Raw genomic sequence first — 16,689 nt, forward strand, 5'->3', positions numbered from 1 at the left:
GCCAGGTTCTGGAAAAAAAATGTGTTCTCACCAATAATCCCGCATGGTAAGAAATTGGCTTGAGTTATTAAAAAGGACAAAAGAGTGACTAAATCTGGGTTAGAAAAGTATAAATTTACCGGTTCAGGTAATTGGGTCAAAAAGGTGATTTGCTTCCTTTTGATTGGGACTTTGGTTGGATGTGCTTCCAACCCCAAAAATGATGGTGATCAGAACCTGACACGACACGAGCGGGATAAGTTTGAAGGGTTCAACAGAGCGATGTTCGCATTTAACGATACGATGGATCGCTGGGTCCTTAAACCGGTTGCCAAGGGATACGTGTATATTGCGCCGGAACCTGTGGAAATCGGGGTGAAAAACTTCTTTAGTAATCTCGGTGAAATTACCAACGTTTTTAACGATGTGTTGCAATGGAAATGGAAAGCCGCAGGTGTCGATACTGGACGTTTTCTAATTAATTCCACAGTCGGCATTTTGGGTTTCTTCGATGTTGCTCAACATATGGGCTTGGAAGAAAATGACGGCGAAGACTTTGGTCAGACGTTGGCAAAGTGGGGGGTAGGAGAAGGTTCGTATTTAGTCTTACCCTTCTTGGGGCCAACGACAATCCGGGATGGGTTCGGTAAGCCAATTGATATCTTTACTAACCCGGTGACTTACGTAGAACCTTCCAACACCGCAGTGGGTTTAACTGCTACAGACTTAGTTCAAACCAGAGCCCAGTTGTTAGATGTTGAAGACCTTATTCAAGGGGATAAATACATCATGATACGCAGCGTTTTTCTTCAGCGTCGGGATTTCCTCAATAATGACGGTGTCGTAGAAGATGATTTCGGTGACGAGGACTTTGAGGACGAGGATTTTTAGAGGGGACGAAACCTGCAGCGAAACACATTCGCTAACCGGGGTAAATCTTATCGGTGCGAGTTTATCGCACCGTCGAATTCTTACTTAATCACTTCTTTTATTTCAAGGCCTATTCTGCAAGGCTGCGATTCTGATTCCGGTTGAGAAACCACTCGGGTAACCACCGCAATAGCATGAAGCATAGGGCTATGGCCGTGTGAAGACGAAATTACAACTTCAGTTTCCGTACCTACGGGTATAACGCTATCCAACTCCACCATTAAGCCTCCACCACTTAAATCGCAACACTTCCCGGTCATGTGCTGATCGCCGTTTTTAATGTCAATTTGTACAGGCGTATCAACTTTCATGCGGATGAAGTTGCGCTTTTCCTGATAGTCTCGGTTAGCTAGGCTCATATATCTCCCCTTAACGAAGCTTGGAGTGTGAGGGATTGTTTTTTGGCTATACAACCTTTTTATATCTTGCTGCTATAGGAGTAGCGTTTTTAGTGACGAAAAGGTCATGCTTTGCCATATCTAGTGGTGTGCGATCAATGCATGCACACTATGTACAAAGTTAACCCAAAAATGCAGAGATTGGTAGCTTGCGTATAAGAAAATATGGCGTTACTGTACGCTTCGATCAAACCCACCAAGAATAGGCAGATTACAACTGTAGTCTAAGACAGAGCGTATCCTTTGAACGTGACGGATGAGAGTAGGGAATTATTGGTTATCGACGATGATAATATCGTGCGAGAAAGCATCGTCGCGTATCTGGAAGACTCAGGGTTCATTGTCCATCAAGCCGCCAATGGCCGCTCCGGCCTGGAAATATTTAATCAGCTTAATCCTCAACTTGTTATCACTGATCTGCGCATGCCCGATATTGACGGCCTGAAGATTTTAAAAGAGATACGCAAGTTGAACGGTCAGATCCCGGTGATAGTGATTTCAGGCATGGGGGTTGTACGTGATGTTGTCGAAGCGTTGCGTCATGGTGCTACCGATTATTTAGTGAAACCTTTGGTGGATATGGAAGTTTTAGTCCACTCCATTCGTCGAGCTCTTGAGAGAACAGAATTACTTGAGCAGAATCTGCTTTACCGTAATAAGCTGGAAAGAGCCAATCGCGAACTGAGCGAGTATGTACGGGTGCTGGAGCGAGACCAGAAAGCCGGGCGGCGGGTGCAGAGCCAGATGTTGCCGGAAACGCCTCATGTGTATAACCAGGTGGAGGTTTCATATCAGATTATCCCGTCGCTTTATTTAAGCGGTGATTTTGTTGACCACGGTTTACTTCGTGACCGCTACTTGGCTTTTTATTTGGTTGATGTCTCAGGTCATGGCGCTGCGTCAGCGTTTGTGACAGTCTGGCTGCGTCAACTAGTCCGCAGGTACTTTTCGGACAATAAAATTATTGATAGTGAGGAGTCTTTCGCTTCAGCGCCCGAGGTATTAACTAAACTTATTAATCAGGAAGTTATTCAGTCTGGTATCGGTTGCCATCTGACCTGTTTTGCAGGAATTATTGATACCGAATCACTGGAAATGCGCTACGTTATTGGAGGGCACTTACCTCTGCCTATACTCAGGGCTGGGAAGAAGGTGAGCTACTTACAGGGCGAGGGGAAACCCATAGGGATATTCAAGGATGCGAGCTGGCAGGTGCAGTCTGTTCAGCTATCGAAAGACTTTTCTATCGTTGTGTTTTCTGATGGTGTGTTGGAAGTGCTGCCCAATATGGGATTGATCGAAAAAGAGGCCTACCTGCAGCAAGTTATGTCTGAATGCAGCGGCGATATCGGTTCTATATTTGAGGCGTTGGGCATAAACGAAATGGACACCGCACCGGATGACATCGCGGTTCTTAAACTTGAAATGGTAAAGTAAATTACATGAGCTCTGGCACAATCAAAGTAGCAGAACATCAAGGGGTCACCGTCATTAAGATGGAAGGCGACGTCCGTTTGACCCTGTGTTTGTCGTTTGATGATTTTATTGAAGATATGCTATCTAAAGATGATTTTTGTTCAGTGCTGTTTGATCTCACTGAAGCCGAAGCCATCGATAGCACGACACTTGGACTGATGGCTAAAATTGCGATAACCGGGCGAGATAAAGGTTTCGATGACCCGGTGGTGATTACCCGAAATCCGAATATCAAGCGCATTCTGCGTTCTATGGGGTTTGCAGATATCTTCCAGATTCTGGACGAGCATGGCGATATGCTTGCACCGGCCAAAAAACTGGTTGAGCTGAAAGAGCGGACAGATGATGAAAAAGCGGTGCAAGCCCGGATTCTGGAAGCCCATAAAGTGCTGATGAATATGAACGAAGAGAACAGGAATACATTTAAGGAGCTGGTCGACACGCTTGAACAACAGTCATAGTGTCATCTAAATCAAGTTAGTCTAACCCGATACGGAAGGGTTAACACTGCGCTCAAGCGCGAGCACCCCACACCAGATGAAGGAATAGTAGTAAAAACGCTATAACTCAAAGGGGGTCTCTTATGCAGACTATCGATGAAATGATTACGGACGTGATTCGCCGGGAAGGTGGATACATCGACCACCCGGATGACCGCGGTGGCCCGACAAAATACGGGATCACGCAAAAGACACTTTCCCGCTACAAAGGCTACTCGGTACTGACCCGAGAGGTAAAAAACCTGACGGTGGAAGTCGCCGCCGAAATCTACGAACAAAATTACTATCTCGGCCCCTCTATCCATAAGCTTCCCAACGAAATTCAACCATTTGTATTTGATAGCGCTGTTAACCATGGCTCAAGGCGTGCGTTGAAATTTGTGCAAAGCGTTTGTAACCAGGCTGGCTACACGCCAACGTTAGTGGTCGATGGTGCTATGGGGCCAAATACACGCCGTGGTGCAGAATGGTGCCAACAACAAATGGAGGAGCTGTTTCTTCAAGCCTTATGCGAGGAGCGGCGTAATTTTTACTATTTGATTGTGGCAAATAACCCATCGCAGAAAGTCTTTTTAAAAGGCTGGATGAACCGACTAGCCGATTTCGGCTATGAGGAGCAGTTGGTATGAGCTGGTGGAATTTTATCCCCGGAATTTTCCGTGGTGCGAAAGATTTAAGTGAAGTTTTTGTTGAAAACAAGGAAAACAAAGGGCAGCGAGGCCACGTTGAGCGGATAACGGACATGGAACTGAGCAAGTCCGTTCTGGACCAGTTTGCTGCAGAGTTCCATGCCCGACAAAATCGCAGTAAATGGGATTCCTTCGTCGATGGTCTTAATCGCTTACCGCGCCCGTTAATGACGTTTGCGGTGCTTGGCTTTTTTGTCTTGGCGCCTGTCGCGCCAGAGCGTTTTATGCTGATTGCAGCTTCATACGAAATGGTGCCGCCGGGATACTGGGCGTTGTTAAGTGTGATTGTGGGCTTCTACTTTGGCGGTAGAATGCAATTAAAAAAGGCGGATATGTCACTTCAGGTCGATCAGGTCAAAGCGGCCAAGGAATTAGTTGCAATGCGTGAAGAGTTTCGCGCAATGGACGTTGAAGAAGAAAAATCCACCGAGTTAGAATTCCAGAACGCATTGCGTGCTGGGGAATCCATGGTCAAAAACCGCATTGTTGCCAAATGGTTGGCGAATAAAGGGTAAACTTGGCCGGGCAACTGAAACGATAATAACAACCAGAACAAGTTCAAATGGCATATTTAAGGCACTTATTTAACGGCACAACAGTCACTATTTACGAACTTCGGGATGCCATTACCATTGGCAGGCATCCCAACTGTCAGATTCGGGTTGATGATCCCACGGTCAGTGGTCATCACGCTTCTCTAAGCCCCGAAGACGAAGGGTGGTTTCTGCAGGATGTGGGCAGTACCAACGGCGTTCTGGTGAAAAGTAAAAAGGTAGACCGCTTGCTAATGGAGCCGGGCTGCCTATTCGAGATAGGTACTCATGAGTTTGAGTTTTTCGACGAACTGCCAAATGACCTCGGTAGAACGTTGAAGATCAAGAAAAGCTGGATCCCGGGTGTGTATTACACGGAATAACCTGAAAAAAGATGGTAATCTGTGGGTTTTAGCGTAAAGGTTATATGAGTGCCAGGTATTAAACACATTGCGGCGTCAGCTGTCCGTTTTCCGGTCATTTTTGTCAGCCACCTAAGCTTGCGAGGCTTGGTGCTGATTATTGGCGTTGCTTTACTTATGTGCCCCTGGAAACCTGCCGCATTTGCTTTTCTGGATAATTATATCCTCCAGGCATCTACATACTTCTTGCCCTCTCCAAAAGGTGCTTCCGAAATAGCGGTTATTGAAGTGCCGCCACGAGAGTTTGAGAGCTGGCAGCAGGACGTGTATTCCGCTGGTAAGCTCGGTGCGCTCATTTCCAACATTCTTCATGGTTCAGATGCTACGGTTGGCGTGGTACTGAATAAACCCCTCGATAGTCTTTCCAGTTCTGCCGACCAGCTTCTTGAAGACCTGGCTGCTCAAAGCAACACCGAAAACGAAACATTAGTACAGGTTCGTTCCCTGGTTCAGCGAAAACATTTACTTCTGGACACGCTGAATAATGATCGCGTTATTCTGGGGGTTGTGAATACCCGTCTGGGTGGCCATGTTGGCATCGAAAGCAATCCGGGCCGAACTCAAGTGTTGCCTGATATTGTCAACGACTGGTTGTGGCCTGCAGAGTGGCGGTATGTAGACCCTGGGCGACTGGTTGAACGGCCTTCTATTGACCACCACACTGTTGTCCCAGAAGCAGCCAACGCCCGAACCCTGGTTATTTATGACGATGACAACACCCATACACAAGGCAGTTTTTCGTTGTATTTACTTAAAGCTGCCCTTGAGCGAAGTGGAACCAAAATTGAGCGTGTGAGTTGGTTGCGAGACTGGGGGGTGTTGTTTGATGATCAGACTTTTCGCACTTCGCCTTCTGGTAGTGTTGTTGCGTTGAATTCCGTTACGACGGAACGTATGCACCCGTTGATTGGCAAGATTTCTCTTGAAGAGGCAATGGCGAGAAGTGCTTTCCCGGCCATCGTCATTGTGGCAGCAGCCGGTGACCAAACCGCTATGTCACTTGCTCGCAGTACCTATAGCATGCTCCACGGCTTTTCGGTTGCCGAGCCATGGTGGTTCGTCGGTATGGAAAAAGCACTATTATTGTTTTTTACTTTATATCTGGTTTGGTTGTTACCCAAGCTATCCCCTCGGGTAGGCTACGTTATCTCGCTGTTCCTGCTGTTTGCACTGGTTGTGTTGCAAATCTTTGCCGTGGTGAATAACAAACTTTGGTATCCGTTGGGCTTGTCGCTGCTGTTTCTTATGGTTGGGCATATTTTGATTATCGCCTGGCGGCGCAGAGAGCAATCCTGGATTAATTTACAAGACCGGGCAGATTCAGCCTGTGTGGTTTTGGCTGAGGCGTATATGGAGCGGCAAGACTATGATATGGCGGCGCAGGCCATGTCACAGTGCGGTAGCTCCAGTAAAGTGCTGGGTACACTGTACGATATAGCCAGTGCTTACGCCGGGGAGAAACAGTACCAGCACGCAGTCGATGTTTTTAAATCGATTTCCGCTAAAAGCGTGGATTACCGCGATACCTCACAAAAAATTGATGCCTTAAAAACCATGATTTATTCCTCGCAGAGTAGTGGAGGAAATGGTTCGGTTGAGTTGGATGCAACTGTTGCGCTTGAACGACAGCCTTTGCCCATGCAAAAACTCGGACGTTATGAAGTGCGGGAGGAAATCGGCCGAGGTGCTATGGGGACTGTCTACCTGGGGTATGACCCGAGAATTGCCCGTAAGGTCGCGGTTAAAACGTTGAATACCAGTCAGTTTTCGTCTCAGCAGATCGGTGACATAAAATCCCGTTTTTTCCGGGAAGCTGAGGCGGCTGGTCGTTTGAGTCACCCCAGAATTGTGTCGGTATACGATGTCGGTGAAGAAGGTAACCTTGCTTATATTGCGATGGATTTTGTTGATGGTAAGGCCTTGAACGAATTTGTTTCGCCTGATCGTCTGCTGCCTGTTTTTGAAGTGTATCGGGTGGTGTGTGATGTGGCAGAAGCCCTGGAGTATGCGCACAGCAATCAAATTATTCACCGGGATATCAAACCCGGCAATATTATGTATAACCCGGCACCTTATCAGGTGAAAGTCACAGATTTCGGTATTGCTCGTTTAGTGGATGATTCGAAAACCAGCACTGGTGAAATTTTAGGTAGCCCGCTCTATATGGCGCCTGAGCAACTTAAGGGTAAGAAAGTAAATTTTGCTGCCGATGTGTTTAGTCTGGGGGTGACTTTTTATCAACTCTTAACAGGCGTTCTCCCATTTTCCGGTGACAATTTGGCGAGCCTGACTTACGAAATTATTCACGGAAAACATAAAAACGTTCGCCGAGTGCGGAGAGAATTACCTGCCAGCGCAGCGCGAATCATTAATCAGTGTTTGCAAAAAGACCCAACCGATCGCTATGCTTCAGCGGGAGAATTGGCACAAACTATTCGCAAGGCCATAAAGCGCGATTTCGCGCACGATGCCAAGCGGATAGGGTATTTATAGTAAAAACGATAAAAACATAAGGTAGTTTTATATGGCCATGCTGGCGCAACTAATTGATGATGTTGTGGTACATAAATTTGACTTGTCCCCAGAAGCTTTGACCATAGGACGTCACCCGGATAATTCTGTGGTAATTGACGATTCAGCGGTGAGTGCAAAACACGCCAAAGTCATACAAAAATCCAACGTTCATTTTCCTGAATATAAAGAAACCTATATTTCTGATTTGGGGAGCACGAATGGCACTTATGTCAATGAGTTACCGGTAAGTGATTCGTGTCGTTTGCACCATAATGATATTGTGCGAATCGCCTGGAATAAGTTTAAGTTTATTGACGATAAAGAAGCCGATATGGAACGTACGGTTCATATGCTGCAGCAGAAATAGTATGTTGGGTTGCTGAAACGACGGATGCCCCAAAACTTTTTCAAAACCAATCCGGTGCTATGTATTCGACACGCCGTTAATACTTCCATGTAGGCTCGTCGTCAGCTTCCCTGCTGCCGACGGTCGTATTCATCACACCTGATTTCTTTGCTGACGTTGTTTCAGTTTTTGGGATAGGTGTGTAGAGGGAATGTTTAATGTGAACGGTTATGGCTGTACGACTGTACAAAGCGCTGAAACAAAAAAGCCCTGGAATTAACGGCCTAATTCCAGGGCTTTTATCGGTTCTTGCTGAGCTTATTCGCTTTCAGTTATTTCCGCTTTCGGGTCAATAATTTCAAAAGCAATTCTGCGCTTGTCGTGATCAACACTGGTCACTTTTATTGTGACGGGCTGATCAAGAGAATACACCACATCGCCGATTTGCAACGTCATACGTTTTGCGTCGTAGGTTTTATCCAGTTTTTTCGGGAACAAAACAAAACCATCAAGACCGGTTTCATCCAGGCGAACTCCAAAACCCTGTTGTGTGACGATACGGATCTTTCCTTGGTGTTCTTCGCCAATCAGCGATTCTGCGTACTGGCACAGCAACCACTGGGTTAACTCCCTATCTGCTTGCCTACCTTCCTGAACGCGCTCATTAATGCGTTCAACGATCCCGTCAGGAATGCGATTCACTTTCTTGCCGCCAAGAGCCTGACTAATTGCCCAGTGGTTATACATATCTGCGTAACGTCGAATAGGTGACGTTACCGTTGCATATGCTTCAAACCCCATGCCCATGTGTGGCGCGTGGTTGTGCGTCAGCACACTGGCTTGCATCAGTCTTTTTAATGGGGCCAGTAGGTGAGATTTTTCAGGGGTGTTCTCAATCGTTTTTAAGAGCTTTAAGTGTCCTTGCAGCTCATTGATGTCTTCTTCCTGAGAAATGTCTTCCTCTTTTAACAGGGCTTTAACTTCACCTAGCCTTTCTGTTCGGAAACCATCATGGGCTGTCGCTAGGCCCAAGCCTTTTTGTTGCAAAAATTCTCCAGCACACATGTTGGTGAGAAGCATGGACTCTTCCACAATCTGGTGCGCGGAAGTTCTTGGCCGAGGAGTGATCTGGCTGATTTTCCCCTTAGCATCAACGGTGTAGTCATAATCCAGTTGGTCGTCGCCTACCCAGGCTTTTTCCTTACGTAATTGGGTTCTGGCCTGCGCCACTGTGTGCAGCTGTTGCAGCATGCTCACTATTTCATCGCTGAGTTCTGTTGATGCGCCAGAGTCGAGAATGTCAGCGACCTGGTTGTAGCTAAGCTTGTGTTTGGATTGAATGACCGCTTTCATAAATTGGGCATTCACAACGCTGCCGTCTTCGGCGAGGTCTATAGTGCACACCAGAGCTGGCTTCTGCTCGCCTTCCAACAACGAAAAACACTGGTTGGATAATTCTTCGGGTAGCATTGGGATTGCGCCACCCAAGAGGTAAACACTGTTTACGCAAATTTGCGCTCTCTTGGCCATAGGGGAGCCTGGGGTGATAAAGCTTCCAGGGTCCGCGATAGCCACATAGAGACGGAAACCTGGCTTGCCATCTATCTCTTGCGCTTCAACGAATAAGGCATCGTCCATGTCACGTGTGGTTTCTGCGTCGATGGTGACGAATGGCATGTGACACAGGTTTTCTCTGTCCGGAAAAGATTTGGCTTTGTCGCTTTCAACAGCATTCACAATCTTTTTAACTTCATCGCCATCTTTGGGGTGAGGCCGATAACCTAGGTCATGCATGGCCGCGACGTATTTACGTTCAATATACGGGTCGGTTTCCTGACCGATTCTTTCCAGTACCTTGGCTTGTGCTTTGCCGTCTTTATAAGGGTGCTGGGTTAGCATCGCATAGACGAAATCGCCTTCCTTGCAGCCTTTACGCATCTTGGGGGGGATAAATATCCATTTCGCCGCCTGCGCGCCAACTGGTACAACAAAGTGTCCGGCACCTTTGACTCGGTACTGACCAACAAAGCGAATCAGGGGAGACTCGACCAGCTCTTCCAGGTGTGCCTCAAGTTGGTCCTTATCATTCTTGGTCACGCTCACCTTAACAATGTCGCCAGGAATCAGTCTGGCCATTTTGTCTGGCGACAAAAAGGCGTCTCTCCCATCTTCTAGCCTGACAAAGCCGAAGCGGCCACTACTGCCTGCAACGGTGCCCTGACCGTAATCTTTGGAGGCTTGAATATCATCTTTTAGCTTGGAAAGTTGGGAAAGTGCGTCTTGGTTAAGCATGTGTTTCTGAGTCCGGCGAAAAAAAACGCCCGAATTCTAACAGAACTCGATTCGCAGTCGTATGGTCTATGATTGGCTTTAATGAATTTTCTGCTCAATTTCCCTGCTTTCTGGGGAAAACGACTCATCAAAACAACAATATCAGGGGATAACCATGTCCATTCGAACACTTTACTCGGCCGCACTTGCGGTTTTATTCGTCAGTATCTCGACGCTGGCCCTGGCTGCTGGCCCAAAAATTCCCAAATCACCCGATCAGGTCTGTCCAATTAAAGTGGGGCAAAAGCTGCCTGATGTTAAGGTGAATAACCTTGATGGTAAGCCGGTGGCACTGCATGACACTCTGGGTAAAAAAGGCAGTGTATTGATTTTTTACCGCGGGAGCTGGTGCCCATACTGCAACCGTCACTTGGGGGAGCTGAAAACCATCGAAGCGGATTTGCAGAAGCTTGGATACAAAATGATCGCTGTCAGCCCTGATCTGCCCAAAAACCTGAAAAGCAGTATTGATAAAAATGACCTGACTTATGACCTGTATTCTGATGCGAGCGGTGAAGCCATCGTGGCTATGGGGCTTGCTTTTGAACAGCAATCGGACAAAAAGTCATTTTTAACACTGTTAGAGACCTCTTCCGGTAACGAGCATCATTTACTTCCTGTTCCGGCCGCGGTTGTGGTGAACAAAAAGGGGAAAGTGGAGTTTATCTTCTATAGCCCGGATTACACTGTTCGTATTGATCCAAAGGTACTTTTGGCGGCAGCACAAAGCGCCGCGTCTTAACTTTTAAGTTGATTGAGGGAGCTAGAGGGCTCCCTCAAAATTCAGTTTACGCCAAGCTTCATACACAATAACGGATGCCGCATTGGAAAGGTTCATACTGCGGCTGTCTACACACATGGGAATACGGATCACATCTTCTGCGGGCAAACTCTCCCTGATCTCCACGGGTAAGCCGCGGGTTTCGGGTCCAAAAACAAAATAATCACCGGGTTTAACATTTATCTCCGAATGCCATCGGGTTCCCTTGGTGGAAATAGCCCAAAGCTGTTCAGGTTGTTCAGCCGAAATAAACGCTTCCCAACTCGCATGGGTTTTTGCGTCCTTCCACTCACCATAATCCAAACCTGCGCGGCGCAGTCGCTTGTCGTCCAGAACAAAACCTAATGGCTCAATTAAATGCAAGTGACAACCCGTGTTGGCACACAGACGAATGATGTTTCCAGTGTTTGGCGGTATTTCTGGCTCAAACAGAACAATGTTAAACATATTTTGTGCTTTCTCCTGCCTACTTTTAAATGGTGAGTTTCCTGCGAATTTCCCCGGAATGTCTATACTCAACGTTATGGAATAAAAGTTGATTATAAGCAAGAGTTATTTGTGACGGATATTTCTTGATTGCAAGTTGATCGTTATGGTTATTAAGTGTCCATTTAAAGCAAGGGGGATCAATGGCGTTTAGCCTGGGCATACTTCATCGACCAGTTTTTGGTGAGCCTCCGGTAAAAGGCAGAGTTGGTATTGAAATGATGTCCGATGGCATGGCCATCGCAACCCAAGATCTCGTCACTGGTGAGGTCGATGGCATTACTTTTTTAGCGGATGACGCTTCGAGCTACAGTCGAGAAAAAGTCCTGGCGGAATTTGTCGAAGACAAAATACTCAGTAAGCGGAAGTGTAATCTGGTTCTTGAACAAAGTGATTACCAGCTTTTGTTGGTTGAAGCGCCGGATGTGCCAGAAGAAGAAATGCGCGAGGCAATACGCTGGCGAGTAAAAGAGCTCATTAATCTACCACTAGATAACGCTGCTATTGATGTTTTTATGTTGCCTGCGGATGGCTCAAGAGCCGGGAAAAAAATGGTCTACGTGGTTGCTGCGGCTATCGATAAAATAACCAACCTGATCGAGATGATTAAAGAGTCCGGGTTGGAACTTCACTCTATCGATATTAAAGAACTTGCGTTGCGAAATGTGTCATTGCTCAAACATGCTGACGATGAAATGGATCGCGGTATGGCCATTGCCAGAATCAATCAGGGAAGCGGTTGCGTCTCAATTTATAAGCAAGGCAATTTATACCTCTCCAGACAATTTCAGATTAATTATGGCGGTGGTTTGTTGGATGATATTCCAGTGGATAATCTGGTTTTGGAAATACAACGCTCCCTTGATTATTACGAGCGACAAATGGGACAGGCGCTGCCTTCTACTATTTTGATTTGTGGTGAGAGTGTCAGTGAAGACAAAATTACCCAAGAGTTCAAACTGTCGTTACCCATCCCGATTAAACTACTTGAATTACACGAAGAGTTAAATCTACCGGAATCTGTGGATGAAAGTATGGTGCAGCTTTGCGTGGGGGCGATAGGCGCTCTCAATCGCGTGGAGGTGGGCTTTTAATGCAACAGATTAACCTCTACCTGCCCGAACTCAGACCTCAAAAACCATTTTTTGCCGTGAGTTCTATTGTTATCGCCTGCGGCGCTTTGCTTTGCATGCTGGTTATTTATCAGGTTCTGTTTCACTTTCATGTTCAGGATCTAAGAACAAAAGTGGAAGCGCTCGAAAACCAACAAGTGGTTGCTCGTCAACGGCTGGATATTATCCGGCAAGCTGCCCGCCCCAAACCCAGTTCGCATCTGGACGAAAAGCTGGAAGAGTTGAAAACAGAGATCATTCGACGTCAAAAGCTGGAACTGATTGTAGGTAAACAAAATTTTGGTAACACGGACGGTTTCTCCCGTTCTCTAAATACTTTGGCGGCATACTCCAGTAAAAATATTGCGTTGCAACGTATTCGCCTGAGTGATGGCGGAGCTTTATTGGAAATGCAGGGTGAAACATCCCAGCCTTATAGCGTTGCCAACTATATTTCTATGCTTCACCAGGAAAAGCCCTTTACCAAAACCCAGTTCGGTCAGTTCAGCCTATTGCAAGAGGAAAAGGGCTTTCACCAGTTTTCCCTCGGTTTTGATTCCGTGTATCTGGATCGGGAGCGTAAACAATATGAAAGATAAGCTCGTTCTCTATTGGCAGAAAACGGAAGAAAAAATAAATTCCATGGCATCGCGTGAGCGGGTGCTAATTGGCTTGTGTGTGTTTGCGGTGATTTATGTGCTGTGGGACGTATTATTTTTCCGGGCAATTACTGCTGAAGAAAAGAAGTATAACGCGCGAATGGAAACGGTGAGTCATGAACTTACGCGACTCACCGCTGAAGAAAAAATCCTTGCGAAAGCGTTGACCAACGACCCGAGTGCAGAAAAACGGCGCGAAATTGTTCGGTTGGAGAAAAAATTAGAACGATTGGAAGAAGAGATTCACCGAATATCGGTTGGGTTAATTGAAGCAGACAAACTACCTGATGTCTTACAAGATGTACTGATGGTTTCTTCGGGCGTGAGACTGGTGGGAATACAAACTCACAAAGCTGCGCCACTTCCTTTCCCTGATGAGATTAATCAATTCGTTGAAGAAGAAGCCTACAAAAATAAAAAGGGAGATGGGCCTGAGCGGGTGGTTGAGGGTGCGGATGTCAGCGTGTTCAAGCATTCCGTTACCGTTGAAGTTGAAGGCAGCTACTTTGATATTGTCGGCTACCTATCCAAGCTGGAGGATCTTCCCTGGCTATTTTACTGGGAGCTTATCGACTATCAAGTGACAGACTACCCCTCAGCACGAGTCAGTATTCAGGTCTATACCCTATCCACAGAGGAGGGACTGTTGCGTGTGTAAGGTTTTCTGCGCAGTGCTGTGTATGCTTATCGTCTCTCCCGCATGGTGTGACAGTATTCGTTTTGAAGACCCGACTCGTCCCCTTGAATATCGGGATGCAGAACAGAAGAAAGTCAAATTAACACTGCAGGCAATATTTAATAAACCGGAAGGCAAAAAAGCCATTATTAATGGCCGGCTTCTAAAGAATGGCGACCTTGTACATGGTGCGAGAGTTGTCGAAATACATGATAAGTACGTGATTTATGAATGGAACGGCAGGCAAGGTAGATTAACCTTGAGAGATTCAATCAAGCTCTCTGAGTCGAAGTAGCGTGGCGATGAAAAATATAATTGAGAAAAAAACAAGTAAGCAGATAGCGCACCTGATTTGCCTTTTGGGTATTAGTGTTTTGATGTTTGGGTGTGCAGGAACAAAGCAAACCGGGGAAATATCTGCGCAGAAGGAAATGGAGTCATTCACTAAAATACCCGTTGAGGAACCTGTCGAAGTCCCGGATGCTGTTTCACAGGCACTCTTTAATTCTCAATCTCATCAGCGTGAAATGACAGAGATGCGTTTTGACGTTTCCGTTAATCAGGTTCCTGCGCGTACATTTTTTATGAGTTTGGTTGGCGATGCAGGCGTAAATGTCGTCGCTCACCCCGATATCGATGGCCGTATTACGCTTGAGTTAAAGAATGTTACAGTGAAAGATGTTTTGAATGTGACCCGTGAAGTTTACGGTTATGAATATCGCCTTAAAAATGGTATTTATTCTATTTATCCAAGGAAAATTCGAACGGAAGTTTTTCCAATTAATTACCCTGATATCCAGCGTACCGGAGTGACGGATACCAGTGTGTCTGTTGGACAGATTGAATCGGGTTCTGATGACGACAACAATAACAACAGTGGTGATAATAATAACCAAAGTGACAGTTCAAATCGTGCGAAAGAATCTGCATCGGGCTCTCGGGTTATTACAACCAATTACACTGACTTCTGGTCGATGTTGAATGCCACTCTAAGCGCTATCATTGGTGGTGAAGTCGGTGGGCGAATGGTTATGACTAATCCTCAGGCAGGCTTAGTAATTGTGAAAGCCAAGCCCATTGAACTAACTGCGGTAAGAGATTTTCTGGAACAGTCAGAATTGAGCGTGCGACGCCAAGTGGTTCTGGAAACCAAAATTCTGGAAGTACGCTTGAATGATCGGTTTGAAACTGGCATTAACTGGGCTGCCATTGAAGGGCAATTGGCGTTATCGCAATCGGTGAGTGGAACCGGTTTTATTGGTAGCGCACTGGGTAAAGCCAGTAATGCTTCATCCGCTTTTTCCTCTGTATTAGGAGCTCCAGACATTACCAAGCTTCTCCAATTATTGGAAACCCAGGGGAATGTTCAAGTCCTGTCCAGTCCAAGAATTTCCACAGTTAATAACCAGAAAGCGGTGATTAAAGTTGGTTCGGATGAGTTTTTTGTTACTGGTATTCGCAATAACTCTACTTCTAATGCCGCCACGACTACCAATATTCCTGAAATTGTTCTGGATTCCTTCTTTAGTGGTATTGCATTGGATGTGACCCCGCAAATTGCGGAAGATGGTGATGTGATTTTGCATGTACATCCAGTAGTGAGTGATGTACAGGACCAAATTAAGGAAATTAGCATTGCCGATGAAAAATTTTCTTTGCCTTTAGCTCTGCGAGATATTCGTGAATCCGACAGTATTGTTCGGGCCAAGCACGGTGAGGTTGTTGTGCTTGGTGGATTAATGCAGGAAGTTTCCAGTGATGTTTCTGGTAAGCGTCCTGGTTTGGGTGATGTACCTATCGTCAATGCTTTTTTTAAAACAAAAAATAAAGCCAAAATAAAAACTGAACTGGTTATTTTAATGCGTCCTATCGTTATCGAAAGTGGTGGATGGGACCAGCAAGTAGAGGATGGGAAACAAAGGATCAATTCAATATCTGAAATATATCGTTCGCGATAATAGCGGGAAGTTTTATGATGGTTAAAACGGTATATCAAGATTTTTTCCGATTTAGTGAGCCTCCCTTTTCGATTACACCGGATACCCAGTTTTTTCTAAATCAGCAGAGCCATCGTGAAGCCTTGAATACCATGCTGGTTGCGTTGAAGCATTGTGAAGGCTTTATAAAAATTGTCGGAGAAGTTGGAACTGGAAAAACGCTGCTTTGTCGTATCCTGTTGTCTCACCTTAGCCAGGATTTTGTAACCGCTTATATTCCCAACCCGTTTCTTAATCCGGAAGAATTAAAAGCCTTTGTCGCTCAGGAAGTTGGAGCAGATTACTCGCCGGATATGCCTGCCCACGTATTAATGTCGTCCATTTACCGTAAACTGATTCAACTAAATCGTCAGCAAAAACAGGTGGTATTAATCGTTGATGAAGCCCAGGCGATGCCTCGTGATACGATCGAATGCCTCCGTTTGTTAACCAATTTGGAAACGGAAAAGAAAAAACTATTACAGGTAATCATTCTTGGTCAGCCTGAACTGGACACTTTGTTAGCCAGGGATGATCTGCGTCAGTTAAAGCAGAGAATTATTTTTTCTGAAACACTGAGGCCGTTTAGCAAACAAGGGGTTAAGGATTATATCCATCATCGCCTGGCATCCAGCGGTGTGGCCAGTGACATAATTAGCTCTGCGGCGTGTTGGCTGGCTTATAAAGGCTCTGGGGGAATCCCCAGGTTAATTAATATTATCTGCCATAAAGCCTTCATTGCGGCCTATGGCAATGGGAGTGCCCGAGTCTCGTCCAGGCATGTGGCGAAAGCCATTGTCGATACCCATGAAAGTAGAAGGATCGGTAAGCTCTGTGCATTGCACTATCGTTTATGTACCCCGTTCGTTGCTCAATAAGTT

General features: G+C 46.0%; 18 protein-coding genes. 15 read left to right on the forward strand and 3 right to left on the reverse strand.

Features of this window, described 5'->3' with window-relative positions; all coding sequences use genetic code 11:
* Positions 1-84: 84 nt before the first annotated feature.
* A complete protein-coding gene (locus P5V12_RS01730) occupies positions 85-870 on the forward strand; it encodes a VacJ family lipoprotein (RefSeq protein WP_410483318.1) in 786 nt (261 codons plus the stop codon).
* An 80-nt stretch (positions 871-950) separates the two neighbouring features.
* On the opposite strand, the gene P5V12_RS01735 is transcribed toward P5V12_RS01730, so the two are convergent.
* Positions 951-1,268: a PilZ domain-containing protein gene (locus P5V12_RS01735; RefSeq protein ID WP_316955508.1), complete on the reverse strand. Its 318-nt coding sequence runs from the start codon at positions 1,266-1,268 to the stop codon at positions 951-953.
* Positions 1,269-1,556: 288 nt separating this feature from the next.
* Between P5V12_RS01735 and P5V12_RS01740 the strand changes: the two genes are divergently transcribed.
* The 7 genes from P5V12_RS01740 to P5V12_RS01770 all read left to right on the forward strand — a co-directional run bounded on the left by P5V12_RS01740 (position 1,557) and on the right by P5V12_RS01770 (position 7,808).
* Positions 1,557-2,744: a fused response regulator/phosphatase gene (locus tag P5V12_RS01740; RefSeq protein ID WP_316957401.1), complete on the forward strand. Its 1,188-nt coding sequence runs from the start codon at positions 1,557-1,559 to the stop codon at positions 2,742-2,744.
* A gap of 5 nt (positions 2,745-2,749) precedes the next feature.
* Positions 2,750-3,244: an STAS domain-containing protein gene (locus P5V12_RS01745; protein ID WP_316955509.1), complete on the forward strand. Its 495-nt coding sequence runs from the start codon at positions 2,750-2,752 to the stop codon at positions 3,242-3,244.
* A 122-nt stretch (positions 3,245-3,366) separates the two neighbouring features.
* Positions 3,367-3,912: a glycoside hydrolase family 108 protein gene (locus tag P5V12_RS01750; RefSeq protein WP_316955510.1), complete on the forward strand. Its 546-nt coding sequence runs from the start codon at positions 3,367-3,369 to the stop codon at positions 3,910-3,912.
* The gene (locus tag P5V12_RS01755) at positions 3,909-4,487 is read left to right on the forward strand and encodes a 3TM-type holin (protein WP_316955511.1); all 579 of its coding nucleotides are present in this window, start codon (positions 3,909-3,911) and stop codon (positions 4,485-4,487) included. The genes P5V12_RS01750 and P5V12_RS01755 overlap by 4 nt, the downstream gene beginning before the upstream one ends.
* A 47-nt stretch (positions 4,488-4,534) precedes the next feature.
* Positions 4,535-4,888 (forward strand): FHA domain-containing protein, encoded by a 354-nt coding sequence (locus tag P5V12_RS01760; protein WP_316955512.1) that lies wholly within the window; start codon positions 4,535-4,537, stop codon positions 4,886-4,888.
* Positions 4,889-4,936: 48 nt separating this feature from the next.
* Positions 4,937-7,420, forward strand: coding sequence for a serine/threonine-protein kinase (locus P5V12_RS01765; RefSeq protein WP_316955513.1), 2,484 nt, complete (start codon positions 4,937-4,939; stop codon positions 7,418-7,420).
* A 31-nt stretch (positions 7,421-7,451) separates the two neighbouring features.
* Positions 7,452-7,808 (forward strand): FHA domain-containing protein, encoded by a 357-nt coding sequence (locus tag P5V12_RS01770; RefSeq protein ID WP_316955514.1) that lies wholly within the window; start codon positions 7,452-7,454, stop codon positions 7,806-7,808.
* Positions 7,809-8,105: 297 nt separating this feature from the next.
* Here the strand turns inward: P5V12_RS01770 and P5V12_RS01775 are convergent, their stop codons facing one another.
* On the reverse strand, positions 8,106-10,079 hold the full coding sequence (locus P5V12_RS01775) for a VacB/RNase II family 3'-5' exoribonuclease (RefSeq protein WP_316955515.1): 1,974 nt from the start codon (positions 10,077-10,079) through the stop codon (positions 8,106-8,108).
* Positions 10,080-10,233: 154 nt separating this feature from the next.
* On the opposite strand from P5V12_RS01775, the gene P5V12_RS01780 reads away from it, so the two are divergent.
* Positions 10,234-10,860, forward strand: a complete 627-nt coding sequence (locus P5V12_RS01780; RefSeq protein ID WP_316955516.1) for a peroxiredoxin-like family protein — start codon at positions 10,234-10,236, stop codon at positions 10,858-10,860.
* Between the two features lie 21 nt (positions 10,861-10,881).
* Here the strand turns inward: P5V12_RS01780 and trmL are convergent, their stop codons facing one another.
* Positions 10,882-11,346, reverse strand: coding sequence for a tRNA (uridine(34)/cytosine(34)/5-carboxymethylaminomethyluridine(34)-2'-O)-methyltransferase TrmL (gene trmL / locus P5V12_RS01785; protein ID WP_316955517.1), 465 nt, complete (start codon positions 11,344-11,346; stop codon positions 10,882-10,884).
* A gap of 182 nt (positions 11,347-11,528) precedes the next feature.
* Between trmL and pilM the strand changes: the two genes are divergently transcribed.
* Genes pilM through P5V12_RS01815 form a run of 6 tightly spaced genes read left to right on the forward strand, consistent with a single transcriptional unit; the run spans position 11,529 to position 16,686 of the window.
* A complete protein-coding gene (gene pilM / locus P5V12_RS01790) occupies positions 11,529-12,479 on the forward strand; it encodes a pilus assembly protein PilM (RefSeq protein ID WP_316955518.1) in 951 nt (316 codons plus the stop codon).
* Positions 12,479-13,096: a hypothetical protein gene (locus P5V12_RS01795; RefSeq protein WP_316955519.1), complete on the forward strand. Its 618-nt coding sequence runs from the start codon at positions 12,479-12,481 to the stop codon at positions 13,094-13,096. Before pilM ends, P5V12_RS01795 begins: the two co-directional genes overlap by 1 nt.
* Positions 13,086-13,814 (forward strand): hypothetical protein, encoded by a 729-nt coding sequence (locus tag P5V12_RS01800; RefSeq protein WP_316955520.1) that lies wholly within the window; start codon positions 13,086-13,088, stop codon positions 13,812-13,814. The genes P5V12_RS01795 and P5V12_RS01800 overlap by 11 nt, the downstream gene beginning before the upstream one ends.
* Positions 13,815-13,836: 22 nt before the next feature.
* Complete coding sequence (locus P5V12_RS01805) at positions 13,837-14,127, forward strand: MSHA biogenesis protein MshK (protein ID WP_316955521.1); 291 nt, start codon at positions 13,837-13,839, stop codon at positions 14,125-14,127.
* A 7-nt stretch (positions 14,128-14,134) separates the two neighbouring features.
* Positions 14,135-15,790, forward strand: a complete 1,656-nt coding sequence (gene mshL / locus P5V12_RS01810; RefSeq protein WP_316955522.1) for a pilus (MSHA type) biogenesis protein MshL — start codon at positions 14,135-14,137, stop codon at positions 15,788-15,790.
* A gap of 14 nt (positions 15,791-15,804) precedes the next feature.
* Positions 15,805-16,686 (forward strand): ExeA family protein, encoded by an 882-nt coding sequence (locus tag P5V12_RS01815; protein WP_316955523.1) that lies wholly within the window; start codon positions 15,805-15,807, stop codon positions 16,684-16,686.
* The last annotated feature ends 3 nt before the right edge of the window (positions 16,687-16,689 follow it).

Origin of the sequence: Teredinibacter sp. KSP-S5-2 (assembly GCF_032773895.1) — a bacterium.
In the GTDB taxonomy this organism is placed as follows: Bacteria; Pseudomonadota; Gammaproteobacteria; order Pseudomonadales; family Cellvibrionaceae.

Bases quoted from the DNA above. Each gene is read 5' to 3' on its own strand.
- P5V12_RS01735 (WP_316955508.1), bottom strand. From the start codon at position 1,268: ATGAGCCTAGCTAACCGAGACTATCAGGAAAAGCGCAACTTCATCCGC.
- P5V12_RS01760 (WP_316955512.1), top strand. From the start codon at position 4,535: ATGGCATATTTAAGGCACTTATTTAACGGCACAACAGTCACTATTTAC.
- P5V12_RS01745 (WP_316955509.1), top strand. From the start codon at position 2,750: ATGAGCTCTGGCACAATCAAAGTAGCAGAACATCAAGGGGTCACCGTC.
- P5V12_RS01805 (WP_316955521.1), top strand. From the start codon at position 13,837: ATGCTTATCGTCTCTCCCGCATGGTGTGACAGTATTCGTTTTGAAGAC.
- P5V12_RS01770 (WP_316955514.1), top strand. From the start codon at position 7,452: ATGGCCATGCTGGCGCAACTAATTGATGATGTTGTGGTACATAAATTT.
- P5V12_RS01750 (WP_316955510.1), top strand. From the start codon at position 3,367: ATGCAGACTATCGATGAAATGATTACGGACGTGATTCGCCGGGAAGGT.
- pilM (WP_316955518.1), top strand. From the start codon at position 11,529: ATGGCGTTTAGCCTGGGCATACTTCATCGACCAGTTTTTGGTGAGCCT.
- P5V12_RS01795 (WP_316955519.1), top strand. From the start codon at position 12,479: ATGCAACAGATTAACCTCTACCTGCCCGAACTCAGACCTCAAAAACCA.
- P5V12_RS01775 (WP_316955515.1), bottom strand. From the start codon at position 10,079: ATGCTTAACCAAGACGCACTTTCCCAACTTTCCAAGCTAAAAGATGAT.
- P5V12_RS01800 (WP_316955520.1), top strand. From the start codon at position 13,086: ATGAAAGATAAGCTCGTTCTCTATTGGCAGAAAACGGAAGAAAAAATA.
- P5V12_RS01815 (WP_316955523.1), top strand. From the start codon at position 15,805: ATGATGGTTAAAACGGTATATCAAGATTTTTTCCGATTTAGTGAGCCT.
- P5V12_RS01755 (WP_316955511.1), top strand. From the start codon at position 3,909: ATGAGCTGGTGGAATTTTATCCCCGGAATTTTCCGTGGTGCGAAAGAT.
- P5V12_RS01780 (WP_316955516.1), top strand. From the start codon at position 10,234: ATGTCCATTCGAACACTTTACTCGGCCGCACTTGCGGTTTTATTCGTC.
- trmL (WP_316955517.1), bottom strand. From the start codon at position 11,346: ATGTTTAACATTGTTCTGTTTGAGCCAGAAATACCGCCAAACACTGGA.
- mshL (WP_316955522.1), top strand. From the start codon at position 14,135: ATGAAAAATATAATTGAGAAAAAAACAAGTAAGCAGATAGCGCACCTG.